Below are 23,338 nucleotides of genomic sequence, written 5' to 3' on the forward strand. Positions count from 1 at the left end.
AGGGGGCCCCGGCAGTCCGTACGCTGTGCCGGTGACCGAGCCGCCGACGATGACCTCCGGGTCCGTGCGTCCCTTCGCGGCCTGGCTGGTCCGGGCCGACGCCGCGGCCGACGAGGTCGCCGCGATGGCCGAGACCGCGGTGGCCGCGCGGTCCGGGCCGCGCCCGGTCCACCCCGAGGCGTTCGACCCCATGCCGGAGGCCGTCTACGTCTACCGGCAGCGGACGGCGAACGCCGACCACGTCGGGATCGTGTGCGACCTCGCGCCCGAGGTATTCGTCGCCGGCCGGGTCCTGCGCCACGAGGAGGTGCAGCCCGACCGGGTCGACGCGCTGGCGCGCTACCTGGAGTCGGTGCCGCAGCGCGTCGAGCTCGTGAGCACGATGCACCACGCCGGACCGGTGGCCGAGCAGGTGGTGGCCGAGGCCCTGGCGTCGCCGCCGCTGCTCGACGTCCCCGGCGCGGACGGGACCCGGCAGACGGTGTGGCGGGTGCCCCCGGGCGCGAGGACCGACGCGCTGTGCCGCGAGCTGGAGACGGGACTGCACTACATCGCCGACGGGCACCACCGGGTGGCGGCCGCGCTCGAGGTGTGGGAGCACTCCGGGCGCGCCCCGGGCCACGGCGTCCTCTGCGCGGTGTACTCGCTCGGCGGGCTGCGGCTGGACTCCTTCGACCGCTGGGTCCACGGTCCGGTGGACGCGGAGCTCCTGCTCGACCTGCTGCGCCGCGCGTTCGCGGTGCGACCGGCCACCGACGCCGACGACGCCGCCCGCGACGGCAGCGCGGTCTACGTGGGAGGGCGCTGGTACGGAGCACGGTTCACCGGCGAGCGCCCGCCCGGCTCGGCGGGGCTCGACGTGTCGCTGCTCCACGCGCTCGTCCTGGACCACCTGCCGCCGCAGACCCGGGTCGAGCCGGTGCGGGAGCTCACCGAGGTGCTCGTCACGGCCTGCGACGCCAACGGCGGCGCCCTCCTCGTCCCGCCCGCTCCGGCGCTGGAGGTCGTCACGGCGATCGCCGACGCCGGTGAGGTCGTGCCCGCCAAGAGCACGTTCTTCGCGCCCAAGCCGGCGTCCGGGGTGTTCCTCCGGGCCCCGCGGGACGTCGCGACCGTCGGGACGGCCTAGACCCCGCGGTGGGCGTCGGCGGCGGCCTGGATCGTCGCCAGGAACCGGTCCCAGCCGGCGTCGTCGACCATGTCGTGGTCGTGGCCGGCCTGCCCGTCCAGCTGCTCCCGGAGGATCTCCAGGTGCCCGGCGTGCTGGGCGGTCTCGGCCGTGACGCGCACGACGAGGTGCCCGAAGGTCGTCCGTCGTGTAGCCTCCGGCCACCACGACGGCTCGGCCGGGTGGTCCAGCGGCAGGGCGGCGAGGCTCGCGTCGGACAGCGCCCACGCCTCGCGGTAGAGCCCGAGCACCCAGTCGCGGGTCTCGTCGGCGCGCAGCCACATGTCGCCCCCTTCCCGGACCGACCCGTCCGCGTCCCACGGCAGGGTCGGCGCCGGGCGCCCGACGGCCTCCGACAGGTAGCCGATCTCGACGCCGGCCAGGTGCTTGACCAGGCCGAGCAGGTTCGTCCCCGTCGGCGTCAGCGGGCGCCGGGCGTCGTACTCGGGAACCCCGTCGACGGCGCGCAGCACGGCGTCGCGGGCGTCCTGGAGGTAGCGGTGCAGGTCGCTCGCGAGACCGGCCGGGACCGACGGCACCCGGGTCACTCCCAGGGGGTCGAGAGGACCACGGTCGTGCGCGTCGAGACGTGTGCGGCGCCCCGGATCCGGCCGATGAGCTCCTCGAGGTCGGTCGGCGTCGCCACGCGGATCTTGAGGATGTAGCTCTCGTCCCCGGCCACCGAGTGGCACTCCTCGATCTGGGGGATGTCCTGGAGCCGCTGCGGGATGTCGTCCGGCGCACCGGGGTCCAGCGGCGTGACGGACATGAACGCGGTCAGCTGTCGCCCCAGCGCCCGGTGGTCGACCTTGGCGGTGTAGCCGCGCACGACCCCGCGCTCCTCCAGCCGGCGCACCCGCTGGTGCACCGCGGACGTCGACATGCCCAGCGCCTTGCCGAGATCCGTGTAGCTCATCCGCCCGTCCTCGGTGAGGAGGTCGACGATCCGCCGGTCGAGGTCTTCCACGCGCGTCAGCGTAGTGCGCGGTGGGAGCGGCGCACAGGAGCACGCCACGAGCGGGACCGGCCTCGCGCACCGACTTGACCTCAGGTGCGCTGGAGGTGTTCGACTCGGCTCATGGACGTCACCGACCTGCGCCCCACCGGGTCCTGCGAGCTGACGACGACCGGCCGCCGCTCGGGAGCCGGGCGCCGCATCGAGATCTGGTACGTCGTCGTGGACGGCGAGGTCGTCGTCACCGGCACCCCGGGCCGCCGCGACTGGCTCGCGAACCTGCGCGCCGACCCCCGGGCCCGCCTGCACCTGACCGGGCCCGAGCGCGACGTCGACGTCGTCGCCACCGAGGTCACCGACCCGGCCGCGCGTCGGGCCCTGGTCCGCGAGATCTGGCGGGTCCAGCCGTGGTACTCCCGGCAGGGGCACTCCCTGGACTCCTGGGTCGCCCGGGCACCGATCGTGACCCTGCGCCGGGCGGAGTCCCGCGCCGCCTGACCGCCGGTCGGCCCCGCCGGGGCCGCGAACGCGCAGGTGAGGGCGCACAATGGTCCCGGTGAGCGACGAGGGCCTGCGCCAGGCGGTGGCGGCGAGCCGTGCCTGGTACGACGACGTCTTCGGGCTCCACGGGACCGACACCGGTTGCGACGGGGCCCTGTGGTGGGCGGAGGGCCCGCCGCCGCGGTGGCACTCGGCCGTGAAGACCCTGGTGCCGACCACGGACCCCGCCGGCGTCCTGGCGCGGATGGAGCCGCACCCCTCCGGCTCGGTCGCCGACGGCTTCGCTCTCCTCGACCTCGCTCCGCACGGCTTCGACGTCCTCTTCACCGCCACCTGGCTGCGCCACGACCCGGTGCCGGCGGCGGACCCGCCGCCGGGATGGAGCCGGGTGGCCGACGACGCGCTCATGCGCCGGTGGAACGTGCAGCACGACACGGTGGGCGTGCTGCCCGACGACCTGTGGGCGCACCCCCGCTTCCGGGTGCTGGTCCGCAGCGAGGGTGAGGACCTGCTGGCCGGCACCGTGCTGCACGACGCGGCGCCGGTGCTCGGCCTGTCGAACTCCTGGACCGCCGACGGGGCACCGCCGGACCCCGGCGAGCTGTTGGCCCTCGCCGCCGCCGCGGCTCCCAGCCGGGCCGTCGTCGACCACGCCGTCGGCGCCGACCTGGACGCCATGCTCGCCGGGGGCTTCGAGCCCCTCGGACCCCTGCGCGTCTGGGTCCGCTGACCGTCCCGTTCCGCGCGGCCCGGTGGTCCCCGGCGCCGTCGACCAGCGCCGGTCTTCCTGCCCGGTGACCCGGCAGTTGCACCGCCCGTCCGCATCATCCGCGGTGGGTGACGGTGACGGTCCGCGTACGCTCGCGCCCATGGCGCCCGACCCCAGCCGTCCGCACAAGCTGCTCTTGCTCGACTCCGCGTCGCTGTACTTCCGGGCGTTCTACGGGGTGCCGGACCAGCGCACGAACGACTCCGAGCCGCCGGTCAACGCGCTGCGCGGGTTCCTCGACATGATCTCGACGCTCGTCACCGCGCACTCCCCCACCCACCTCGTCGCCTGCTGGGACGACGACTGGCGCCCGCAGTGGCGCGTCGACCTCGTCCCCACGTACAAGACGCACCGGCTCACCGAGGGCTCGGACACCGCCGAGGAGAGCCCCGACGACCTCACCCCGCAGGTGCCGGTGATCCGCGAGGCGCTGGCCGCGGTCGGCATCGCCCGCATCGGGGTGCCGGAGTGCGAGGCCGACGACGTCATCGGCACGCTGGCCACCCGTCACCACGGCGTCATGCCGGTCGACGTCGTCACCGGCGACCGCGACCTGCTGCAGCTCGTCGACGACGAGCACGAGGTGCGCGTCCTCTACACCGGCAAGGGTGGGGTCCGCGAGCCCGACGTGTTCACCGCCGCCGCCCTGGCCGAGAAGTACGGGGTCCCCACCGGCGACGCCTATCTCGACATGTCGGTCCTGCGCGGCGACACCAGCGACGGCCTTCCCGGTGTCAAGGGCATCGGCGACAAGACCGCGGCCGCGCTCATCGCCGAGTACGGCTCGCTCGCCGGGCTCCGGACGGCCGTGGACGACGGCGACCCGGCCATCAAGGGCGCCCGCCGGGCCAACCTCGAGGCCGCCGCCGACTACCTGGACGTCGCCCCGCGCGTCGTGCGCGTCGTGCGCGACGCCGACGTGCCCGACGCCGACCTGGCCCTCCCGGCGGAGGTCGCCGACCGCCTGGCCCTCGACGAGCTCGCCGCGCGCTACGGCATCGAGAACCCGGTGGGGCGGCTGCTCACGGCACTGGGTCTTGACTGACCGGAGCCGCGTCGGTCGCCCCGCCCCGCTCCCCCGCCGGCCGGGTCCACCGCATCCGGAAGGCGGTGGGGACGAAGGCCGTCGCCGGGTCCGACCCGGCCCGGAAGACGCTCGGCGAGACCCCGACCACCTCCGAGAACGTCCGGCTGAAGGTGCCGAGGCTCGAGAACCCGACGGCCATGCAGACGTCGGTCACCGGGGTGTCGGTCGTCCGCAGCAGCGTCATGGCCCGCTCGATGCGCCGCCGCTGCAGGTAGCGGTGCGGGGTCTCGCCGAAGGTCCGCGCGAACTCGCGGATGAAGTGCGACCGTCCCATGAGCGCGATCGCGGCCAGCGCGTCGACGTCCAGGTCCTCGGTGCTGCGCCGGTCGATGGCGTCCCGGGCCCGCAGCAGCCGGCGGTTCCGGTCCTCCTGCGCGGCGCCCACGCGTCCACCGTAGGACCCCGGCCGCCGCGGACCGCACTTTCGGAGAAGCGCACGGGACCCGGGTCGCCCTAGCGTCGTTTCCGAACCCGCCGCCGACGGCGGCCCGACCGGAAGGACCCCCCGTGCTGACCCGCAACAACATCTCCTCGATCTTCGTCCTCGACCAGGACGAGGCCCTGCGCTTCTACACCGAGGTCCTCGGCCTCGAGGTCGAGCAGGACATGGACTTCGGCCCGATGCGCTGGCTCACCGTCCGCGTGCCCGGCGACCCGAAGTCGATCCTCCTCGAGAAGCCGGGCGTGCCGGCGCACGACGAGGACACCGCCGAGCAGATCCGGGCCCTGGTGACCAAGGGCGCCGGAGGTGGCTGGCTCGCGTTCACCACCGACGACGTCGAGGGCATGTTCGCGCAGGTGACCGCGGCCGGAGCCGACGTCACCCAGGAGATCGTCGAGCAGCCCTACGGCCGCGACTTCGCGATCCGCGACCCCTTCGGCAACCACATCCGGATCGGCGAGGTCCACGGCGGCTGACGCCGGGGACGCCCCGGCCGGCGCCGCTCAGTCCAGGCGGTCGGCGGCGACGACGCCGCGCAGCACCGCGTCGACCGCCTGCCGGGCGGTCCGCCGCAGCTCGGGGTCGGTCGCGGCGTCGCCGACCTGGTCGACGAGGTCCACGAGCTGCTTGCACCGCCGCACGAAGTCCCCGGCCGCCATGTCCTGGCCGCGCAGCACGTCCTCCAGCCGGCCGCCGGACGCCCACCGGTGCACCATCCAGGCCATGCCGCCGTCCGGCATGGAGGTCGACGGCAGGTCGTGCTCGGTCTCCAGCTCCTCGATGCGCGACCACAGCCGCTCGGTGGCCCGCACGGCCTCGGCGACCTCGTCGTTCGGCATCCGGGGCGAGACCTCCGCCTCCTCGTGCCGCGGCTCGTGGACCAGCACCGACACCGCGGCGGCCAGGCCGGGCGCGTCGAGCCGCTTCCACACGTCCTCGCGGAGGCACTCGGCCGCGAGCAGGTCCCGCTCGCTGTAGAGACGGCGGAGCCGCTGACCCCGCTCGGTGACGAGCGTGCCGCCGTCGGAGAGGTAGCCCAGCCGTTCCAGGACGTCGCAGATCCGGTCGAAGGTCCGCGCGACGGTGTTCGTGCGGCCCTCGACCCGGCGCTGCAGCCCGGTCGTCTCGCGGCGCAGCCGCCACCAGCGCTCGGCCCACCGGGCGTGCTCCTCGCGGCGGGGGCACTGGTGGCACGGGTGGTCGCGCAGCTGCCGGCGCAGGTGGTCGACGAGCTCGGTGTCCCCGGAGGCGGACTCGCCGCGGCCCCGACGCGACGGCGAGTCCTCGATGCCGTGCGGGGTCGCGATCCGCAGGGACGTCGCGAGGTCGCGGCGGGCCTTGGGCGACTTGGGGTTGAAGTGCGAGGGCACCTTGACCGTGGCCATGGCCTCGACGGGCTCCGGCACGTCGACGAGGGTGAGCCGGCGGAACTGCTTGTCCTCGGTGACGACGCCCGGCCCGGTCGGGGCGCCCTTGGCCGTCCGGGCCGGCTGCACGACGACCGCCCACCCGGCCCGGCGGCCGGACGGGATGCGGATGACGTCGCCGACCCGCAGCCGCTCCATCGAGACGGCGGCCTCGGCCCGGCGCGAGGCCGCACGCGCCTTGCGGCCGTCCTTCTCGGCGTCGGCGAGCTCGCGGCGGATCCGGGCGTACTCGCGGAAGTCGCCGAAGTCGCAGTGCATCGCGTCCGCGTAGCCGTCGAGGCCTTCTTCGTTCCGACGTAGCTGGGTCGCGATGCCGACGACGGCGCGGTCGGCCTGGAACTGCGCGAAGGAGGTCTCGAGGAGCTCGCGGGTCGTCTCGCGGCCGACCTGCGCCACGAGGTTGACCGCCATGTTGTAGGTCGGGCGGAAGCTGGAGCGCAGCGGGTAGGTGCGCGTCGTCGCGAGGCCGCCGACCGCCATCGGGTCCATGCCGCGGGTCCACTGCACGACGGCGTGCCCCTCGACGTCGATGCCGCGCCGCCCGGCCCGCCCGGTGAGCTGGGTGTACTCCGCCGGGGTGATGTCGACGTGCGCCTCGCCGTTGTACTTGACCAGCTTCTCGAGGACGACGGTGCGGGCCGGCATGTTGATGCCGAGGGCGAGGGTCTCGGTCGCGAAGACCGCCCGGATCCGGCCGGCGGTGAACAGCTCCTCGACGATCTCCCGGAACAGCGGGAGCATCCCGGCGTGGTGCGCGGCGAAGCCCCGGGTCAGGCCCTCGACGAAGTCCCAGTAGCCGAGGACCCCGAGGTCCTCGTCGGCGAGGGACTCGACCCGGTCCTCGACGTGTCTCCGGATCCGCTCCCCGTCACGCTCCGGCACGAGGCGGGTCCCGGCGGCGAGCAGCTGCCCGACCGCGGCCTCGCAGCCGACCCGGCTGAAGATGAAGGTGATGGCCGGCAGCAGCCCCTCGCGGTCGAGGTCCTCGACGACCTCGGCCCGGGTCGCGCCGCCGCCCGGTCGCCCGCCCCGGGCGAACCCCCGGCCGCCGGGGCCGCCCCCGGGCCCGCGGGGCGGTGTGGGGTCGCGGCGGCCGCGCCCGGCGCGCTTGCCCATCCGCTCGCGGCCCCCGAGCCGCCGGGCGTCCTCGGTGTACCGCCCGCGCTGCTCGGCGCCCCGGATGGCGTGCAGGAGGTCGGGGTTCACCCGGTTGCCCGCGAAGAGGTCGAACATCGTCGTTCCGACGAGCATGTGCTGGAACAGCGGCACCGGCCGGTGCTCGGAGACGACGACCTCGTGGTTGCCGCGCACCTCTGCCAGCCAGTCCCCGAACTCCTCGGCGTTGCTCACCGTCGCCGAGAGGGACACCACCTGCACCGACTCCGGCAGGTGGATGATGACCTCCTCCCAGACGGCGCCGCGGAACCGGTCGGCGAGGTAGTGGACCTCGTCCATGACGACGAACCCCAGCCCGGTGAGCGTCGAGGAGCCCGCGTACATCATGTTGCGCAGGACCTCCGTCGTCATGACGACGACGGGGGCGTCGCCGTTGACCGAGGAGTCGCCGGTGAGCAGGCCGACGTTCTGGGCGCCGTGCTGCCGGACGAGGTCGTGGTACTTCTGGTTCGACAGCGCCTTGATCGGCGTCGTGTAGAACGTCTTGCGGCCGGTGGCCAGGCCGAGGTGGACGGCGAACTCCCCGACGATGGTCTTGCCGGCGCCGGTGGGCGCGGCGACGAGCACGCCCCTGCCCTCCTCGACGGCCTCGCAGGCGCGGAGCTGAAAGTCGTCGAGGGGGAACTCGAGGCCGGCGGTGAACCGGCCGAGCTCGGACCGCTCCCGGCGCCCCCGTGCCTTGGCCGCGGCGTACCGCTCGGCGGGACTGGGCATGACGCCAGGCTACGTCAGCGCTCAGGCCAGCACGTGCAGGGCACCCGGGACGACCCGCAGGTCCAGCGGCAGCGGCGCGAACCGCTCGCCGTCGGCGTAGGCGACGATGCCGCGGGCCTCCAGGCGCACCTCCCGCGCCCGCAGCACCTCGACGGCGGGATGGTGCACGTGCTCGCCGCGGAAGACCGAGGGGAACACGCGGAGGAACTCGGGGACGGGCAGCCGGTGCAGGACGAGGACGTCCAGCAGCCCGTCGTCGAAGGACGCGTCCGGCGTGACCCGCATCCCGCCGCCGTAGGCCGGACCGTTCCCGACGGCGACGAGCATCGCGTCGGTCACGTGCCGCACACCGTCGAGGGTGAGGACGTACGGGATCGGCCGGAAGACCGGCAGCTCGCGCAGGACGGCGAGGGTGTAGCGCGTCGCGCCCGTCGGCCACCGCCAGCGGTTGGCCCGCTCGTTGACGACGGCGTCGAACCCGGCGGCGAGGACCCCGACGAACCAGCGGGGCTCACCGGGGCCGCCCACGCTGCGAACGGCGTCGACCGCGCGGGTCCGGCCGGCGAGGACCCGCTCGACGGCCGCCGCCGGGTCGCGGACGGGCAGGCCGAGCTCGCGGGCGATGTCGTTCCCGGTCCCGGCCGCGACGATCCCGAGCGGCACGTCGGTGCCGGCGCACACGCTGGCACCGAGGTGCACCATGCCGTCACCGCCCACCACGACGAGGGCGTCGACGGAGCGGTCGGCGACGGCCGCCCGTGCCCGGGCCAGCGCGCCCGCGGCGTCGGCGGCGGACAGGTCGTGCACGTCGGCGCCGGCGCTCCGCAGCAGGTCCAGCACGTCGCGGCCGGTCCGGCGGCCGGCGTTCCTCCCCGCCGTCGGGTTGACGACGATCCCGAGCCGCGGCGCCATGCCGCGCACGCTAGCGGGTCGGTGACCTCAGAGCTCGGAGGCCTCGGTGTCGTCGACCTCCAGCCACTCCGGACGGTTGGCCTCGCGGCGTTTGTCCATCCGATGGCAGAGGAACCAGGCCGCGAAGTACAGGACGACCAGCGGCGCGGCGAAGACGAACATCGTGAACGGGTCGGCGGTGGGCGTGGCGACGGCGGCGAACACGAAGATGAGGACGATCGCGACCCGCCAGCCCTGGATGAGCTTGGCGGCCGGCAGGACCCCGATGAGGTTGAGCCCGACGAGGAAGACGGGGAAGAGGAAGCCCAGGCCGAAGACGAGGATGAAGCGGGTGACGAACGAGAAGTACATCGACACCTGCTGGATGTTCGACGTCCCGTCCGGTGACAGCCCGTAGAGGATCGAGAGGCTCTGCGGCAGGATCGTGTAGCCCAGCCAGCACCCGGCGAGGAACAGCGGCACCGTGGCGGCGATGAACGTCAGGGACAGCCGCTTCTCCTTGCGGGTCAGCCCCGGGACGATGAACGCCCACAGCTGGTACATCCACACCGGGCTGGACCCGATGACGCCGACGAAGATCGACAGGCTGATGAGGTTGCTGAACGCCGACGTCGCCTCGGCGAAGTTCAGGCTGATGTCGTTGCGCGGGTGGGCGTCGGCGTAGGCCTGGAACGGCGCCTTGAGGAACTCGAAGATCGGGTCGTAGAAGTACCCCGCGAGAAGGGCCCCGACGAGCACGGCGGCAGCCGACAGGAACAGACGCCGACGGAACTCCTTGAAGTGTTCCGTCAGCGTCATCCGGCCCTCGGGGTCGCGAGGGCGTCGGCGCGGGAGGGCCATCGAGCGCGAGAACCCCCGGCGTCAGGCGCCGGTGCCGGACTGGTTGTCCGTGCGCGGGGTCCGCTCGTGGACGGCGTTGCCGTCCGGGTCCGGACGCACGGTGTCGTCGACCGAGCGCTCGCGCGCGAGGTCGCCGCGGACGGTGTCGGAGGAGGCGTCGGTCTTGCCCGCCTGGTGCTCCTTCTTCATCTCGTCGACCTCGGACTTGAACACCCGGGCCGACCGGCCGAGGCTGCGGGCCGCGTCCGGGAGACGCTTCCACCCGAAGATGAGGATGACGAGCACCGCGATGATGATGATCTCTGGTGCTCCGAAGTTCCTGAGCATGCCTGGTCCCGCCCTTCCGCGGTCGATGTCCCTGTCACTGTACGCGGGCCCAGCGTGGCATCCGCCGCGACCGTCGCGCGAGCCGGGCGGACCGCTGCTGTTCCCGCTGCGTCCGATACTGCTCCCGGACGCTGTGCGGATCCTGCGTGACCGCTGTGACGCCCTCCGTCTCGGCCCGCATCCGTTCGCCGTGCGTCTCCAGCGCCTCCAGGGTCCGGGTCGCCCGGCCGACCTCCGCGGCCAGGGCCCTGGCGCTGCGCCAGGCGTCGCGCACCCGCAGGCCGACGAGCACCCCGCCACCGAGCACGAGGACCGCCCAGAGCAGCACCCAGCCCCACGAGGGCAGCACGGTCAGGACCGCCCGGCCGCGCCGTAGCCGTCCAGGGCGGCCGCGGCGCCCTCACGGACCTCCGCGACGACGTCGGCGGGCTCGAGGACGACGCCGCGGCCCCCGAGCCGCCACAGCAGGCGCCGCAGCCAGGCGGTGTCGGCGGTCCGCAGCCGCACGCGCCGGCCGCCGCCCTCGTCGGCCGGGACCTCCTCGACGGAGTCGACGGCGTAGTAGTCCGACACCCAGGTCGCGCCGGGCAGCAGGTGCAGCAGCACCGACACGTCGTCCGCGGCCGGACGGAAGGTGCCCTCGGACAGGTCCCGCTCGGTGGCCTGGGGCGGCGGGGTGCCGTCGACGTCGAGCACCTCGAGCTCCTCGACCCGGTCCATCCGGAACAGCCGGGTGTCCTCGGCCCGGTGGCACCAGCCCTCGAGGTACCACTGGCCGTCGATGCCGACGACCCGCATGGGGTCGACGTCGCGCTCGGTGGCCTCGTCGCGGGCCGGGACGACGTAGCGCAGGTGCACCCGTCGTTGGCCGGCGATGGCCCGTCGGGCCCGGGCGAGCAGCTCGGCCGAGCCGCCCTCGGCGACCTCGGCCCGCACCCGGTCGGCGGGGGCGGCGGCATCTCCCGCCGCCGACTCCAGCTTGGCCAGGGCGCGGTCCACGGCGTCGCGCTCGTCGAGCCCGGGCACCTCGCGCAGGGCGCGGAGCCCGACGATGAGGGTCACGGCCTCGTCGACCCCGAGCCGCAGGGGCCGGGCGATGGAGTCGGCGTTGCCGACGAAGACCCGGCCGCCCTCCCAGTCGGCCTCGATGAGCTCGTCGGGCATCTGCCCGTAGCCGCAGAGGAAGAGCAGCTGGAGGTCGGCCTCGAGCTGCTCGGTGCTGACGCCGAGGTCGGCGGCGGCGCGGGTGACGTCGATGCCCTGGCGGTTGACGAGCCACGGGACCATCGTCAGCAGGCGGGTGAGCCGGGCGGTCGCCGTCTCCTGGGCCGCGGGCGGCATCAGCCCTCCCCTCCCCCGTGGGCCACGAGGGCGCCGCGCAGGCGGGCCACGACGGCGTCGACGAGCTCGGGCGGCTGCTCGGCGACGACGTCGGCGCCGTAGCCCGCGACCTCCTCGGCGAAGGCGTCGAGGTCGCCGTAGTCGAGGTCGACGAGCGACCAGAGCTCGTCGACCTCGCCGACGGTCCGCGCGCGGCGGCGCAGCGCGTGGCCGGCGCCGCGGCGCACCCGCAGGACCGCCGGGCTGGGCTGGGTCGGCGGCGCGGCGACGGCGCGGGTCATCACCTCGGCCTCGTGGTCCGCGGGGACCTCGAAGGCGCCGGCGCGCCCGACCGTGCGCACCGGGCCGGTGATCCGGGAGAGCCGGAAGACCCGGGGGGCCTCGCGGTCCTCGTCCCAGGCGTTGAGGTACCAGCGGCCGTGCCACGAGACGAGCGACCAGGGCCGGACGTGCCGTTCGGTGACCTCGGCGGCCTCCGGTCGGCGGTAGCCGAAGCGGAGGCGCACCCGGCGCAGCACGGCGTCCTTGACGACGTCGAACGCGGGCTCGGCGGTCCGCAGCCGGGGCTCGATCCCGATGAGGGCGCCCTCGTCCCGCTCGACCCCGGCGGCCCGCAGCTTGCGCAGCGCCTGGGCCGCCGGACCGGCCAGCGAGGCCTGGGCCCAGGTCCGGCTGGCGAGACCGAGGACGGCGAGCTCGTCGGGCTCGAAGGCGATGTCGGGCAGGGCGTAGTCGCGCTGGTGGATCCGGTAGCCGGGTTCGTCCTCCCAGAGCACGTCGATGTCCTCGGTGACCAGCGGGATGCCGAGCTCGCGCAGCTCGTCCTTGTCGCGCTCGAACATCCGCTCGAAGGCCTCGGCGCTGGCCCCGGTGTCGTACTGCGGCACGAGCCGGCGGATCTGCGCCTTGGGCAGCGGCCGCCGGGTGTAGAGGAGGACGAGGACGAGGTTGAGCAGCCGCTCGGTCTTGGCCTGCGCCGCGCTCGGCGCACCGCCCCCGGTCTCGCTCGTCACCCGGGAGACGGTACACGGGCGGCTACGCTGCCCGCGTGATGCAGTGGCGCGCCGGGACCGTCCGCGAAGAGGTCCGGCGGTGGCCCGGCGCGAGCGAGCTCACGGTGGTCCTCGACGGCTCCGGCGAGGAGGTCCGCGCCCTCGCCTACACCGCCGTCACCGGGGCCCCTGAGCCCGGCGAGACCGTGCTGCTCAACGCCTCGGCGCTTCTGCGCGGTCTCGGCACCGGCGGGCTCGCGTTCGTCGTCGCCCGCCCGGACGCCCTGCTCGCGGACCCGCCGGCCGGTCCCGGGCACATCGTCAAGGCCCGGTACACCCCGCTGCAGCAGATGCTCCTGGCCGTCGACGAGCAGGACAGCCCGCACCACGACCTGCTGGCCGAGGCCGACGACCTCGACGGGCTGCCGGTGGTCGTCGCCGACCTGCACAGCGCGCTGCCCGCGGTGGTCGCCGGCGTGCACGCGGTGGCGCCGCAGGCCCGGGTGGCGTACGTGATGACCGACGGCGGCGCGCTGCCCGCGGCCTTCTCCCGGGCGGTCGCGGGGCTGCGCGAGGCCGGCCGCCTCGTCGCCTGCCTCACCGTCGGGCAGGCGTTCGGCGGCGACCACGAGGCCGTCACCGTGCACACCGGGCTGCTCGCCGCCCTCCACGTCGTCGGCGCGGACGTCGTCGTCGTCGCCCAGGGTCCGGGGAACGTCGGCACGGGCACGCGGTGGGGGTACTCGGGCGTCGCCGCGGCCGAGGCCCTCCACGCCGCCGACGTGCTCGGTGGCCGGGCGGTCGCCTCGCTGCGGGTGTCCGGGGCCGACGCCCGCGACCGGCACCGCGGCATCAGCCACCACAGCCGCACGGCGTACGGGAGCGCCCTGCTCGTGCCCGCCGACGTGCCGGTGACCCGGCTGCCGGACCCCGCGCTCGACGCTCTGGTCCGCTCGCAGGCCGACGCGCTCGTCACCGGGGCCCGCGCCCGGCTCACCGTCGTCGACGTGCCGGTCGACGGGCTCGACGACGCGCTGCGGAGCTCGTCCGTGCCCCTCTCGACGATGGGGCGCGGCTACGCGCAGGACCCGGCGCCCTTTCTCGTGGCGGCCGCGGCCGGCGCGCACGCGGCGTCGCTCAGCGCACGTCCATGAGGTCGACGACGAAGACGAGGGACTCTCCGGGCGCGATGACCCCGCCCGCGCCGCGGTCGCCGTAGGCCTTGTGCGGCGGGATGAGCAGCTTGCGGCGCCCGCCGACCTTCATCCCGACGATGCCCTCGTCCCAGCCGGCGATGACCATGCCGACGCCCAGCCGGAAGTCCAGCGGCTGGCCGCGGTTCCACGAGGCGTCGAACTCCTCGCCGGTCGAGTACGCCACCCCGACGTAGTGCGCGAGGACGGTGCTGCCCGGCGTGGCCTCCGCGCCGTCACCGACGGTGATGTCCTCGACGACGAGCTCGGTGGGCGGCTCGTCCCCGGGGAAGTCGATCTCGGGCTTCGTGGGCTCGCTCATGGGTGCTCCTGGGGTCGGTGGTCTGCGGCGACGGCTCAGTAGGCCGCGAGGATGTCGACGACGAAGACGAGGGTGTCGTTGCCCTTGATCGTGTCACCGCTGCCGGCCGAGCCGTAGCCGTCCTTCGGCGGGATGACGAGCAGGAGACGGCTGCCGACCTTCTGGCCGACGATGCTGTCGTCCCAGCCCTTGATGACCTGGCCCTGGCCGACGGGGAACTCGAAGTACGGCTGCTGCGGGCGGTTGGCGCTGGAGTCGAAGACCTTGCCGTTGCGGAACAGCGCGCCGGTGTAGGACACCCGCACCGTCTGCCCCTCCTTGACCTTGGCGCCCTCGCCCTCGATCAGCGGCTGCACGACGGTGTTCTTCGGGGCCTTCGCGCCCTTGGGGACGGTGATGGTCGCGGGCTTGCCGTCGTTCATCTTCACCGTCGGCAGGCCCTTCTTCGGCGCGACGTCCGTTCCCTGCGCGGAGTCGAGCACCTTCGTGGCGCCGACGAGGTCGAGCACGAAGATCACCGGGTCGTCCTTGCCGACCCCGAGCTCCTCGTTGCCGGTATCGCCGTAGGCGTCGGCCGGGGTGGAGGCGATGACGACCCGGCTGCCGACCGTCTTGCCCGGCAGCTGGCTCTTGAAGGACGCGAAGAGGCCCTCGGAGCCGAGGTCGAGGCCGACCGGGCCCTGCTTCCACGTGCTCGTCAGGGTCTTGCCGTCGGCGCCGTTGACGAGCACCGCCTGCAGCGAGACGAGGTCGTCCTGCTGGATCTCGGCGCCGTCGCCCTGGTCGATGACCTCGGACTCGGTGCGCGGCAGGTCGATCGGGGCGTCGACCTTGACGGTCGGCTCCTTGGACTCGGCGCCGGTGACCTGGACCGCCTCGAGCGTCGAGGCCGGCGGCGCGGCGGGAGCGTCCTCACCGCAGGCCGAGAGCATCGTGGCTCCGGCCAGGGCGAGGGCGGTCAGGGCGGTGGTGAGGCGAGCGGGCACGGGGGGAGGATCCTCGGGTCGGGGGCGGCGCCGGGTGCGGCGCCGGGCGAGTCGTCCACGATAACCGCGGGAGGTGTGGATTCCCGCATCGGAGCCTGGGAGAACCGTCGAACCCGCAGGTCAGGACCGGTGCCGGGGGTCAGGTCAGGGGGTCGCTCAGGGCGTGGCCATGCCCTCGACGAGCCGATCGACGCGCGCGTCCTGCGCGAGGAAGGGGTCCTTGCACAGCACGGTGCGCTGGGCCTGGTCGTTGAGCTTGAGGTGCACCCAGTCGACGGTGAAATCGCGGCGGTGCTCCTGCGCGGCGCGGATGAAGTCGCCGCGCAGCTTGGCCCGTGTCGTCTGCGGCGGGCGGACCTTGGCCTCGAAGATCTCGGGGTCGGACACGACGCGCGAGACCCGCCCGCGTCGCTGGAGCAGGTAGAACAGCCCGCGGCTGCGGTCGATGTCGTGGTAGGCCAGGTCGATCTGCGCCAGCCGCGGGTGGTCCAGGTCCAGGCCGTGGCGGGTCGCGTAGTCCTCGAGCAGCCGGTGCTTGATGACCCAGTCGATCTCGGTGCCGACGAGCGAGAGGTTGCCGGTCTCGACGGCGGTCAGGGTGCGGTCCCAGAGGTCCAGGACCCGCGCGTGCAGCGGGTCGGCGGTCCCCTCCCGGGCGACGAACTCGCTGGCCTTCGCGTGGTACTCGCGCTGGAGGTCCAGCGCCGAGAGCTCGCGGCCGTTGGCGAGCCGCACGGTCCGCCGGCCGCTCATGTCGTGCGAGATCTCACGGATGGCGCGGATGGGGTTCTCCAGGGTGAGGTCGCGCATGACGACCCCGGCCTCGACCATCCGCAGCACGAGGTCGGCCGAGCCGATCTTGAGCATCGTCGTCGGCTCGGCCATGTTCGAGTCGCCGACGATGACGTGCAGCCGGCGGTAGTGCTCGGCGTCGGCGTGCGGCTCGTCCCGGGTGTTGATGATCGGGCGGCTCCGCGTCGTGGCCGAGGAGACGCCCTCCCAGATGTGGTCCGCGCGCTGGCTCAGGGCATATGAGGCGCCCTTGCTCGTCGTGACGACCTTGCCCGCCCCGCAGGTCAGCTGGCGGCTGATGAGGAACGGCAGCAGCGTCTCGGACAGCGCCTGGAACTCCCCCGCCCGGGTCACGAGGTAGTTCTCGTGGCAGCCGTAGGAGTTGCCCGCGGAGTCGGTGTTGTTCTTGAAGACGTAGATGTCGCCCTGGACGCCGTCCTCGCGCAGGCGGGTCTGGGCGTCGGCGACGAGCCCCTCGACGATGCGCTCCCCCGCCCGGTCGTGGGTGACGACCTGCCGCACGGAGTCGCACTCGGCCGTCGCGTACTCGGGGTGCGAGCCGACGTCGAGGTAGAGGCGCGAGCCGTTGGTGAGGAAGACGTTGCTCGAGCGGCCCCAGGCGACGACCTTGCGGAAGAGGTACCGCGCCACCTCGTCCGGGGTCAGCGTGCGCTGGCCCGCGGTGGAGCAGGTGATGCCGTACTCGTTCTCGATCCCGAAGATCCGGCGGGTGCCGCGGGTGCTCACGCGTCCGCGCCGCCGTCCACGTCGCGGTCCTGGTCACGCTCGGAGTCGCGCTGGGTCTGCGGGTTCGTCGAGCTCGCCCGGGGGCTGTCGTCCTCGTCGGGCACGGGCACGTCGGCCGTCGGGTCCTCGCTGCTGAGCAGCCGGGTGAGCAGCTCGCCCTGGACGCGGCGGAAGCGGCGGCGCGGCCGGTTCCGGTCGAGCACCGCGACCTCCAGCTGGTCGCCGGTCAGCGTCCGCGGCTCGCCGCCGGCGGGGTCGGCCCCGAGCTGGCGGACGGCCAGCGCGAGGGCGTCCGCGAGGTGCATGCCGGGGCGCCAGTCCTGCTGCAGGCCGGCGTCGATCTGCTCGGCGCCGCCGCCCATCGCGACGTAGCCGTGCTCGTCGCCGACCGAGCCGTCGTAGGTGAGCCGGTAGATCTGGTCGCCGTCGGCGGTGTCACCGACCTCCGCGACGACGAGCTCGACCTCGTAGGGCTTGGACTCCTGGGTGAAGACGGTGCCGAGGGTCTGCGCGTAGGCGTTGGCCAGGCCGCGGGCGGTGACGTCGGACCGGTCGTAGGAGTAGCCGCGCAGGTCGGCGTACCGGACGCCGGCGACCCGGAGGTTCTCGAACTCCGGGTACTTGCCGACCGCGGCGAAGGCGATCCGGTCGTAGATCTCGGAGACCTTGTGCAGCGCCCGGCTCGGGTTCTCGGCGACGAACGCGACGCCGCCGTCGTACTGGAGGACGACGACCGCCCGGCCGCGCGCGATGCCCTTGCGCGCGAAGTCCGCCCGGTCCTTCATCAGCTGCTCGGGCGAGACGTAGAACGGCATGCCGGCGCTCATCGCGCACCTCCCGGGTTGTCGCGGCGGTCGGCGATGACGGCCTCGACCACCCCGGCCACCTCGTCGTCCGTGACGAACCGGGCACCCTCGGCGTCGACGACCCCGACGGTGGGCCAGATCCGGCGGCCGACGTCCGGGCCGCCGGTGGCGGAGTCGTCGTCGGCGGCGTCGTAGAGGGCCTCGACGGCCACCCGGACGGCGTCGCCCGCGGCCTGGTCGCGGCGGTACAGCTTCTTCATCGCTCCCCGGGCGAAGAGCGAGCCCGAACCGACGCTGTGGTGGTCGTGCTCCTCGTAGCAGCCGCCCGTGACGTCGTAGGAGAAGATCCGGCCGCGGTCCTCGATGAGGTCGTACCCGGCGAACATCGGCACGACCGCGAGCCCCTGCATGGCCATGCCGAGGTTGCCGCGGATCATCGAGGCCAGCCGGTTGGCCTTGCCCTCGAGGGACATGAGCGTGCCCTCGATCTTCTCGTAGTGCTCGAGCTCGACCTGGAAGAGGCGGACGAGCTCGATGGCCAGGCCCGCCGTGCCCGCGATGCCGACGAGGCTGTACTCGTCGGTGGCGAAGACCTTCTCCATGTCGCGATTGGCGATGATGTTGCCCATCGTCGCCCGGCGGTCCCCGGCCATGACGACCCCGCCGCGGAAGGTCACGGTGACGATGGTCGTGCCGTGCGGGGCGTCGAGGGTCGCCTGCGGCGGCAGCGGGCGGCGCGAGGGCAGCAGCGCCGGCGCGTGGGCCGAGAGGAACTCGGTGAACGAGGAGGACCCCGGCACGAGGTAGGCCGACGGCAGGCGCCCGGACTCCGGACCCGCGGTCACTGGCCGCCCTTCTGGACGAACCCGCGGACGAACTCCTCGGCGTTGGACTCCAGCACGCCGTCGATCTCGTCGAGGATGTCGTCGATCTCGCTCGTCTGCGCGGCGGGTGCGGCCGCCGCGACCTCGGGGGCGTCGCCGTCGTCGGGACCGTCGTCGCGCCGCTGCGGCTTGATCTGCTCCTGGCCGGCCATGCTGACACCTCCTGGTGCGTCGGGACTCCCCCGAGCCTAGTCGGCGAGGTCCGGCGCGGGTCGGGCGACCGCGCGACGGACGGCTCAGACGTCGACGTCCGGGGGCGGCGGCGGGCCGGGGCGGTCGTCGGTGGCGGCGAGCGCGCGCAGCAGCGTCGCGGCGTCCGGGGCGGACCGCACGATGTCGCCGACCCCCGCCTCGGTGCCCCGCAGCGGCTCGAGCATGGGCACCCGCTGGAGCATCCGCTGGCCGACGTCGAAGATCACCGAGTCCCAGGAGGCGGCGACGACGTCGTCCGGGAAGCGCGCGAGGCAGGTGCCGCGGAACCAGGCCCGGGTGTCGGCCGGCGGCTCGGTGACGGCGCGGGCGACGTCGTCGTCGGACACGAGCACCTCGAGGCGGCCGGCGGCCTGCAGCCGGTGCGCCAGCCCCCGGTCGGCGCGCACGTCGGACCACTGGAGGTCGACGGCCTTGAGCCGCGGGTCGCCCCAGCCGAGGCCGTCGCGCTCGCGGTAGCCCTCGAGCACGGCGAGCTTCGCCACCCAGTCGACCTCGCGGCGGGCCTCCATGGGGTCGCGGCCCAGCCGGTCCAGGACGGTGGACCACCAGTGCAGGACCTCGGCGGTGTCGTCGTCGGGCTCGCCGCCGGAGCGCTCGTCGGCGAAGCGGGCGGTCCGGTCGTGGAACTCCCACAGCAGCTCGACGGCGGTCATCCGGCGGCCGTCGACGAGCTCGAGCTTCGTCTGCAGGGTGGGGTCGTGCGAGACCTCGTGCAGCGTCGTCACCGGGCGTCGCACCGAGAGGTCGACGTCGAAGGCGCCGGCCTCGACCATCGCGAGCACGAGCGAGGTCGTGCCCATCTTCAGCAGGTTCGCGACGTCGGCGTGGTTGCAGTCGCCGATGATGACGTGGAGGCGGCGGTAGCGGTCGGCGACGGCGTGCGGCTCGTCGCGGGTGTTGATGATGGGGCGCTTGAGCGTCGTCTCCAGGCCGACCTCGACCTCGAAGAAGTCGCTGCGCTGGGCGATCTGGTAGCCGGGGGTGCGGGAGTCGACACCGATGCCGACCCGGCCGCTGCCGCACATGACCTGGCGGGCCACGAAGAACGGCGTGAGGTGGCGCACGACCTCGGCGAACGGTGTCGCCCGCGACATGAGGTAGTTCTCGTGGGTGCCGTAGCTGGCGCCCTTGCCGTCGGTGTTGTTCTTGTAGAGGTTGACGCCGGGCGGCAGCGTGGCCAGGCGGGCGACGGCCTCGCGCATGACGAGCTCCCCCGCGCGGTCCCACGTCACGGCGGCCCGGGGCGTCGTCACCTCGGGCGAGCTGTACTCCGGGTGGGCGTGGTCGACGTAGAGGCGGGCGCCGTTGGTGAGGACGACGTTGGCCAGCGTCGGGTCCTCGGTGTCGGTGAGCTGGCTCGGGTGGGCCTGGCCCCGGCCCATGTCGAAGCCGCGGGCGTCCCGCAGCGGCGCCTCGTCGGCGTAGTCCCAGCTGGCGCGCGCCGGGCGGATCCCCCGCGAGGTCGCGTAGGCGGTGACGACGTCGCCGGAGGCGACCATCGGGTTCGCCTGCGGGTCGCCGGGGACGACGATCCCGTACTCGGTCTCGATCCCCATCACGCGCCGCACCGTCATCCCCCGACGATACTGAGCCGATGCGCAGCTACCGCGGCATGTCCCCGCTCACGACCCTCGTCTCCCTCGTCGCCGACCTCGGCCGCCCGGGCATCACCGGCGCCGACATCGAGCACATCCAGCGACAGCGGGCGGCCGTCCAGCCGCGGACGCGGCTGCACCGCGCGATCCTGGGCCCGGTCGACCCGTCGGTCGGCATCACCTACGGGACCGCGCCCGCCCGCGACGACCACGAGATCCCGTTGCGCATCTACCGACCCCGGGCCCTGCGCGACGGCACCCCGGACGTCCCCGTCGTCATGTGGTTCCACGGCGGCGGCTGGGTGTGGGGCAACGTCGTCGACTACGACCCGATCTGCACCCACATCGCCGCCGGGGTCGGCGCGGTCGTCGTCTCCGTCGACTACCGGATGGCGCCCGAGCACCGCGCCCCGCGGGCGGCGCTGGACTGCGTCGACGCGACGACGTGGGTCGCGGCCGCCGGCGACGCGCTGCGGGCCGACACCCACCGGATGGCGGTCGCCGGCGACTCGGCCGGCGGCAACCTCGCCGCGGTCGTCGCCCAGGTGATGCGCGACCACGGCATGGACCACCTGCGCCACCAGGCCCTCGTCTACCCCGCCACCGACCTCACGATGGCCTCGCCGTCGCTCGACGAGCACCGCCACGCCCCGGTCCTGGACCGGGCCGCGGTCGACGCCTTCCGCGACCACTACCTCCCGCCGGGCGCCGACCCGCGCGACCCGCTCGTCTCGCCGCTCTGGGGCGACCTCGCGGGGCTGCCTCCGGCGCTGGTCCAGACCGCCGACCTCGACCCCATCCGCGACGACGGCATCCGCTACGCCGAGGCGCTGGAGGCGGCGGGGGTGCGGACGCGGCTGACGAACTACCTGCGGGTGCCGCACGGCTTCTCGTTCTTCCCCGGCGCCACGCCGGTCGGGCGCCAGCAGTGGTCCGAGCTCGTCACCGAGCTCCGTCGCGCGCTGGCCTGACCGGGATCGGCCGGGCCCGCCGGACCGAACGGGCCACCGGCGCGTCTACGCTGGCGGCATGCGGGAGATCGTCGTCTTCTCCGGATCCGCGCACCGCGACCTCGCGCACCGGATCTGCGACGCGCTCGGGGTGCCGCTCTCGGAGTCCTTCACCAGCCGGTTCAGCAACGACTGCCTCCAGGCCCAGCTGCTGGCCAACTGCCGCCAGCGCGACGTCTACATCGTCCAGCCGCTCGTGCCGCCGACCCAGGACTCGCTCATGGAGCTGCTCCTCATGGTCGACGCCGCGCGGGGCGCGTCCGCCGCGATGGTCACGGCGGTCATCCCGCACTACGCCTACGCCCGCTCGGACAAGAAGGACGCCTCGCGCATCTCGCTCGGCGGCCGGCTCGTCGCCGACCTCATCTCCACGGCCGGCGTCGACCGGGTCATCACGATGAACCTGCACGCCCCGCAGGTGCACGGCTTCTTCTCCGTGCCGGTCGACCACCTCACCTCGCTCGGCGAGCTCGCGGCCCACTTCCGCGACCAGGACCTCACCGACACCGTCGTCGTCTCCCCCGACCTCGGCAACGCCAAGGACGCGACCCAGTTCGCCCGGCTGCTCGGGCTGCCGGTGGCCGCGGGGTCCAAGAAGCGGCTCGGCGACGACCGGGTCGTCATCGACTCGATCGTCGGCGACGTGCTCGGCAAGCGGGCCATCGTCCTCGACGACGAGATCGCCACCGGCGGCAGCATCGTCGAGCTGCTCGACCGGCTCCGCGACCAGGACGTCACCGAGGCCGCCGTCGCCTGCACCCACGGGCTGTTCGCCGGCAAGGCGGTGCAGCGGCTGCGCGACCACCCGATGATCTCCGAGGTCGTCACCACCGACACCGTCCCTGCGCCGCCGGACTGGCCGGCCCTGCGGGTGCGCTCGGTCGCCGGGCTCTTCGCCGAGGCCATCAAGCGCATCCACGACGGCGAGTCGGTCTCCAGTCTGTTCGACGGCGTCGACCCGATGCACGCGCCCCCGCGGCAGCGCTCGCTGTTCGACGGGGTCCCGGGGTGACGCGGCTGCTCCCCGCGGTGCTGGACGCCGTGCTTGTCCTCGTCTTCGCCGCGGTCGGGCGCCGGTCGCACGCCGAGGGGCTGGACCTCCCCGGCCTGCTGCGCACGGCGTGGCCGTTCCTCGCCGGGGCGGCGGTGGGCTGGGTCGCCGCGGCGCTCGTCGTCGACGGGGGCCCGCGCACCCTCGCCTTCGGTGCGGTCGTCGTCGTCGGGGCCGTGGCGGTGGGGATGCTGCTGCGGGCGGCCACGGGCCAGGGGTCGCGGTGTCGTTCGTCGTCGTCGCCACCGTCGTGCTCACGGTCCTCCTGCTCGGCTGGCGCCTCCTGGCCCGCGTCGTCTCCTGACCCCACCGCGTCGTTCCTCGCCGGCCGTCGGGACGGTCGTCGTCGTCGGGGTGCCGCTCCCGGGTGGCCTGCGGGTCGGGCGACGCCGGCGTCGTCGTCGTGGCCCTCGCGGCCGGTGCTGCACCGCCGGGGGCTCGTGGCCCGCGGAGTCTCGACGGTCCGACGGAGGGGGCCGTCGCTGACCAGGTCTTTGCCGAACTTTTACGCGACCGGCCTGACCTGCGACGACGCGCGCCTCCCCCTGCGTCGGGCGACCCCGGGGACGCCGGGGGCGCGCGCTCCGGCTGGCGGGTGCCGCCGACGGTTCGTAGCGTCGGGCCGGTTCGTGACCGTTCCGTGACCTTCCCGAGGAGCCGCGCCATGTGCGACGAGCACACCACCCACGATCCCACCCCCGAGCCGCAGCGTCGCCTCGCTCGCCGCCACCTCCTCCGGGGGGCGGGCGGACTGCTCGTCGCCGGAGGAGTGGGCGCCGCCACCGCCGAGGGCGCCCTCGCCGCCACCTCGCAGAACGGCTGGCCCGCGGGCACCTCCAGCCAGGTGCCCCTGGCCACGCTGTCCGTCGGGGCGGCCACCTTCCCGGCCGGCGTCCGGACCGGCGACGTCTACACCGTGCTGAGGTACGTCGCGGTGCAGTTTAACGCGACGGTGGAGGCGCTCTACTCCCCCGGCTGCTGGGGTCACAGCTACCGCGAGATCTCCGGGAGCACCACCCTGTCCAACCACTCCAGCGGCACCGCCATCGACTGCAACGCCCCGGACCACCCGCTCGGCGCGGTCGGCA

General features: G+C 74.2%; 26 protein-coding genes and 1 pseudogene. 10 read left to right on the plus strand and 17 right to left on the minus strand.

Going from position 1 to position 23,338, the window contains the following annotated elements:
* Positions 1–31: 31 nt before the first annotated feature.
* Positions 32–1,129: a DUF1015 family protein gene (locus EPD83_RS09780; protein ID WP_165566531.1), complete on the plus strand. Its 1,098-nt coding sequence runs from the start codon at positions 32–34 to the stop codon at positions 1,127–1,129.
* On the opposite strand, the gene EPD83_RS09785 is transcribed toward EPD83_RS09780, so the two are convergent.
* Positions 1,126–1,707 (minus strand): DinB family protein, encoded by a 582-nt coding sequence (locus EPD83_RS09785; RefSeq protein ID WP_128368357.1) that lies wholly within the window; start codon positions 1,705–1,707, stop codon positions 1,126–1,128. The genes EPD83_RS09780 and EPD83_RS09785 overlap by 4 nt on opposite strands.
* Positions 1,708–1,712: 5 nt before the next feature.
* A complete protein-coding gene (locus EPD83_RS09790; protein WP_128368355.1) occupies positions 1,713–2,135 on the minus strand; it encodes an Lrp/AsnC family transcriptional regulator in 423 nt (140 codons plus the stop codon).
* A 111-nt stretch (positions 2,136–2,246) separates the two neighbouring features.
* On the opposite strand from EPD83_RS09790, the gene EPD83_RS09795 reads away from it, so the two are divergent.
* The 3 genes from EPD83_RS09795 to EPD83_RS09805 all read left to right on the plus strand — a co-directional run bounded on the left by EPD83_RS09795 (position 2,247) and on the right by EPD83_RS09805 (position 4,438).
* Positions 2,247–2,621: a nitroreductase family deazaflavin-dependent oxidoreductase gene (locus EPD83_RS09795; RefSeq protein WP_128368356.1), complete on the plus strand. Its 375-nt coding sequence runs from the start codon at positions 2,247–2,249 to the stop codon at positions 2,619–2,621.
* A gap of 58 nt (positions 2,622–2,679) precedes the next feature.
* Positions 2,680–3,354, plus strand: a complete 675-nt coding sequence (locus tag EPD83_RS09800; protein ID WP_165566532.1) for a hypothetical protein — start codon at positions 2,680–2,682, stop codon at positions 3,352–3,354.
* 139 nt (positions 3,355–3,493) lie between these two features.
* Entirely contained in the window at positions 3,494–4,438 is a 945-nt protein-coding gene (locus tag EPD83_RS09805) for a 5'-3' exonuclease (RefSeq protein ID WP_128366851.1), read from the plus strand.
* On the opposite strand, the gene EPD83_RS09810 is transcribed toward EPD83_RS09805, so the two are convergent.
* Positions 4,416–4,865 carry a helix-turn-helix transcriptional regulator gene (locus EPD83_RS09810; RefSeq protein WP_128366852.1) on the minus strand — a complete coding sequence of 150 codons (450 nt, stop codon included), beginning with the start codon at positions 4,863–4,865 and terminating at the stop codon, positions 4,416–4,418. The two genes, EPD83_RS09805 and EPD83_RS09810, sit on opposite strands and share 23 nt — an antisense overlap.
* Positions 4,866–4,987: 122 nt before the next feature.
* On the opposite strand from EPD83_RS09810, the gene EPD83_RS09815 reads away from it, so the two are divergent.
* Entirely contained in the window at positions 4,988–5,398 is a 411-nt protein-coding gene (locus tag EPD83_RS09815; protein WP_205859489.1) for a VOC family protein, read from the plus strand.
* A 27-nt stretch (positions 5,399–5,425) separates the two neighbouring features.
* Here EPD83_RS09815 and EPD83_RS09820 read toward each other — a convergent pair whose 3' ends face one another.
* The 7 genes from EPD83_RS09820 to EPD83_RS09850 form a co-directional block, all read right to left on the minus strand.
* Positions 5,426–8,239 (minus strand): DEAD/DEAH box helicase, encoded by a 2,814-nt coding sequence (locus EPD83_RS09820; protein ID WP_128366853.1) that lies wholly within the window; start codon positions 8,237–8,239, stop codon positions 5,426–5,428.
* A gap of 21 nt (positions 8,240–8,260) precedes the next feature.
* Positions 8,261–9,151: a diacylglycerol/lipid kinase family protein gene (locus EPD83_RS09825; protein WP_165566533.1), complete on the minus strand. Its 891-nt coding sequence runs from the start codon at positions 9,149–9,151 to the stop codon at positions 8,261–8,263.
* A 27-nt stretch (positions 9,152–9,178) separates the two neighbouring features.
* A complete protein-coding gene (tatC, locus tag EPD83_RS09830) occupies positions 9,179–9,949 on the minus strand; it encodes a twin-arginine translocase subunit TatC (RefSeq protein ID WP_128365843.1) in 771 nt (256 codons plus the stop codon).
* A 63-nt stretch (positions 9,950–10,012) separates the two neighbouring features.
* Positions 10,013–10,318 (minus strand): Sec-independent protein translocase subunit TatA, encoded by a 306-nt coding sequence (gene tatA, locus EPD83_RS09835; protein ID WP_128365842.1) that lies wholly within the window; start codon positions 10,316–10,318, stop codon positions 10,013–10,015.
* Between the two features lie 34 nt (positions 10,319–10,352).
* Positions 10,353–10,667: a hypothetical protein gene (locus tag EPD83_RS09840; RefSeq protein WP_128365841.1), complete on the minus strand. Its 315-nt coding sequence runs from the start codon at positions 10,665–10,667 to the stop codon at positions 10,353–10,355.
* Between the two features lie 2 nt (positions 10,668–10,669).
* On the minus strand, positions 10,670–11,659 hold the full coding sequence (locus EPD83_RS09845; RefSeq protein WP_128365840.1) for a helix-turn-helix transcriptional regulator: 990 nt from the start codon (positions 11,657–11,659) through the stop codon (positions 10,670–10,672).
* Positions 11,659–12,672, minus strand: a complete 1,014-nt coding sequence (locus EPD83_RS09850; protein ID WP_128365839.1) for a helix-turn-helix transcriptional regulator — start codon at positions 12,670–12,672, stop codon at positions 11,659–11,661. The genes EPD83_RS09845 and EPD83_RS09850 overlap by 1 nt, the downstream gene beginning before the upstream one ends.
* A 35-nt stretch (positions 12,673–12,707) precedes the next feature.
* Between EPD83_RS09850 and EPD83_RS09855 the strand changes: the two genes are divergently transcribed.
* Positions 12,708–13,805: a DUF3866 family protein gene (locus EPD83_RS09855; protein WP_235950464.1), complete on the plus strand. Its 1,098-nt coding sequence runs from the start codon at positions 12,708–12,710 to the stop codon at positions 13,803–13,805.
* Here EPD83_RS09855 and EPD83_RS09860 read toward each other — a convergent pair.
* The 7 genes from EPD83_RS09860 to dop all read right to left on the minus strand — a co-directional run bounded on the left by EPD83_RS09860 (position 13,789) and on the right by dop (position 20,168).
* Positions 13,789–14,166 (minus strand): FKBP-type peptidyl-prolyl cis-trans isomerase, encoded by a 378-nt coding sequence (locus EPD83_RS09860; protein WP_128365838.1) that lies wholly within the window; start codon positions 14,164–14,166, stop codon positions 13,789–13,791. The genes EPD83_RS09855 and EPD83_RS09860 overlap by 17 nt on opposite strands.
* 35 nt (positions 14,167–14,201) lie before the next feature.
* The gene (locus EPD83_RS09865) at positions 14,202–15,152 is read right to left on the minus strand and encodes an FKBP-type peptidyl-prolyl cis-trans isomerase (protein ID WP_128365837.1); all 951 of its coding nucleotides are present in this window, start codon (positions 15,150–15,152) and stop codon (positions 14,202–14,204) included.
* Positions 15,153–15,308: 156 nt separating this feature from the next.
* On the minus strand, positions 15,309–16,691 hold the full coding sequence (pafA, locus tag EPD83_RS09870) for a Pup--protein ligase (RefSeq protein WP_128365836.1): 1,383 nt from the start codon (positions 16,689–16,691) through the stop codon (positions 15,309–15,311).
* Positions 16,688–17,518, minus strand: coding sequence for a proteasome subunit alpha (gene prcA, locus EPD83_RS09875; RefSeq protein WP_235950468.1), 831 nt, complete (start codon positions 17,516–17,518; stop codon positions 16,688–16,690). Before prcA ends, pafA begins: the two co-directional genes overlap by 4 nt.
* Positions 17,515–18,342 carry a proteasome subunit beta gene (prcB, locus tag EPD83_RS09880; protein ID WP_128365835.1) on the minus strand — a complete coding sequence of 276 codons (828 nt, stop codon included), beginning with the start codon at positions 18,340–18,342 and terminating at the stop codon, positions 17,515–17,517. Before prcB ends, prcA begins: the two co-directional genes overlap by 4 nt.
* Positions 18,339–18,533 carry a ubiquitin-like protein Pup gene (locus EPD83_RS09885; RefSeq protein WP_128365834.1) on the minus strand — a complete coding sequence of 65 codons (195 nt, stop codon included), beginning with the start codon at positions 18,531–18,533 and terminating at the stop codon, positions 18,339–18,341. Before EPD83_RS09885 ends, prcB begins: the two co-directional genes overlap by 4 nt.
* 84 nt (positions 18,534–18,617) lie before the next feature.
* Positions 18,618–20,168: a depupylase/deamidase Dop gene (gene dop / locus EPD83_RS09890; protein WP_128365833.1), complete on the minus strand. Its 1,551-nt coding sequence runs from the start codon at positions 20,166–20,168 to the stop codon at positions 18,618–18,620.
* A 20-nt stretch (positions 20,169–20,188) separates the two neighbouring features.
* Here dop and EPD83_RS09895 point away from each other — a divergent pair, with 20 nt between their 5' ends.
* From EPD83_RS09895 to EPD83_RS09910, 4 genes and pseudogenes are all read left to right on the plus strand, one after another.
* Positions 20,189–21,160 carry an alpha/beta hydrolase gene (locus EPD83_RS09895; protein WP_128365832.1) on the plus strand — a complete coding sequence of 324 codons (972 nt, stop codon included), beginning with the start codon at positions 20,189–20,191 and terminating at the stop codon, positions 21,158–21,160.
* A 58-nt stretch (positions 21,161–21,218) separates the two neighbouring features.
* Positions 21,219–22,211: a ribose-phosphate diphosphokinase gene (locus EPD83_RS09900; protein WP_128365831.1), complete on the plus strand. Its 993-nt coding sequence runs from the start codon at positions 21,219–21,221 to the stop codon at positions 22,209–22,211.
* Positions 22,212–22,240: 29 nt separating this feature from the next.
* Positions 22,241–22,894 (plus strand): DUF3054 domain-containing protein, encoded by a 654-nt coding sequence (locus EPD83_RS20970; RefSeq protein WP_322095780.1) that lies wholly within the window; start codon positions 22,241–22,243, stop codon positions 22,892–22,894.
* 20 nt (positions 22,895–22,914) lie between these two features.
* Positions 22,915–23,338, plus strand: a pseudogene (locus EPD83_RS09910) (M15 family metallopeptidase); the annotation flags it as partial.

The organism is Phycicoccus flavus (genome assembly GCF_004025965.2).
In the GTDB taxonomy this organism is placed as follows: Bacteria; Actinomycetota; Actinomycetes; order Actinomycetales; family Dermatophilaceae; genus Phycicoccus; species Phycicoccus flavus.

Bases quoted from the DNA above. Each gene is read 5' to 3' on its own strand.
- EPD83_RS09795 (WP_128368356.1), top strand. From the start codon at position 2,247: ATGGACGTCACCGACCTGCGCCCCACCGGGTCCTGCGAGCTGACGACG.
- EPD83_RS09805 (WP_128366851.1), top strand. From the start codon at position 3,494: ATGGCGCCCGACCCCAGCCGTCCGCACAAGCTGCTCTTGCTCGACTCC.
- EPD83_RS09820 (WP_128366853.1), bottom strand. From the start codon at position 8,239: ATGCCCAGTCCCGCCGAGCGGTACGCCGCGGCCAAGGCACGGGGGCGC.
- EPD83_RS09825 (WP_165566533.1), bottom strand. From the start codon at position 9,151: ATGGCGCCGCGGCTCGGGATCGTCGTCAACCCGACGGCGGGGAGGAAC.
- tatC (WP_128365843.1), bottom strand. From the start codon at position 9,949: ATGACGCTGACGGAACACTTCAAGGAGTTCCGTCGGCGTCTGTTCCTG.
- tatA (WP_128365842.1), bottom strand. From the start codon at position 10,318: ATGCTCAGGAACTTCGGAGCACCAGAGATCATCATCATCGCGGTGCTC.
- EPD83_RS09845 (WP_128365840.1), bottom strand. From the start codon at position 11,659: ATGCCGCCCGCGGCCCAGGAGACGGCGACCGCCCGGCTCACCCGCCTG.
- EPD83_RS09860 (WP_128365838.1), bottom strand. From the start codon at position 14,166: ATGAGCGAGCCCACGAAGCCCGAGATCGACTTCCCCGGGGACGAGCCG.
- prcA (WP_235950468.1), bottom strand. From the start codon at position 17,518: ATGAGCGCCGGCATGCCGTTCTACGTCTCGCCCGAGCAGCTGATGAAG.
- EPD83_RS09885 (WP_128365834.1), bottom strand. From the start codon at position 18,533: ATGGCCGGCCAGGAGCAGATCAAGCCGCAGCGGCGCGACGACGGTCCC.
- dop (WP_128365833.1), bottom strand. From the start codon at position 20,168: ATGACGGTGCGGCGCGTGATGGGGATCGAGACCGAGTACGGGATCGTC.
- EPD83_RS09895 (WP_128365832.1), top strand. From the start codon at position 20,189: ATGCGCAGCTACCGCGGCATGTCCCCGCTCACGACCCTCGTCTCCCTC.
- EPD83_RS09900 (WP_128365831.1), top strand. From the start codon at position 21,219: ATGCGGGAGATCGTCGTCTTCTCCGGATCCGCGCACCGCGACCTCGCG.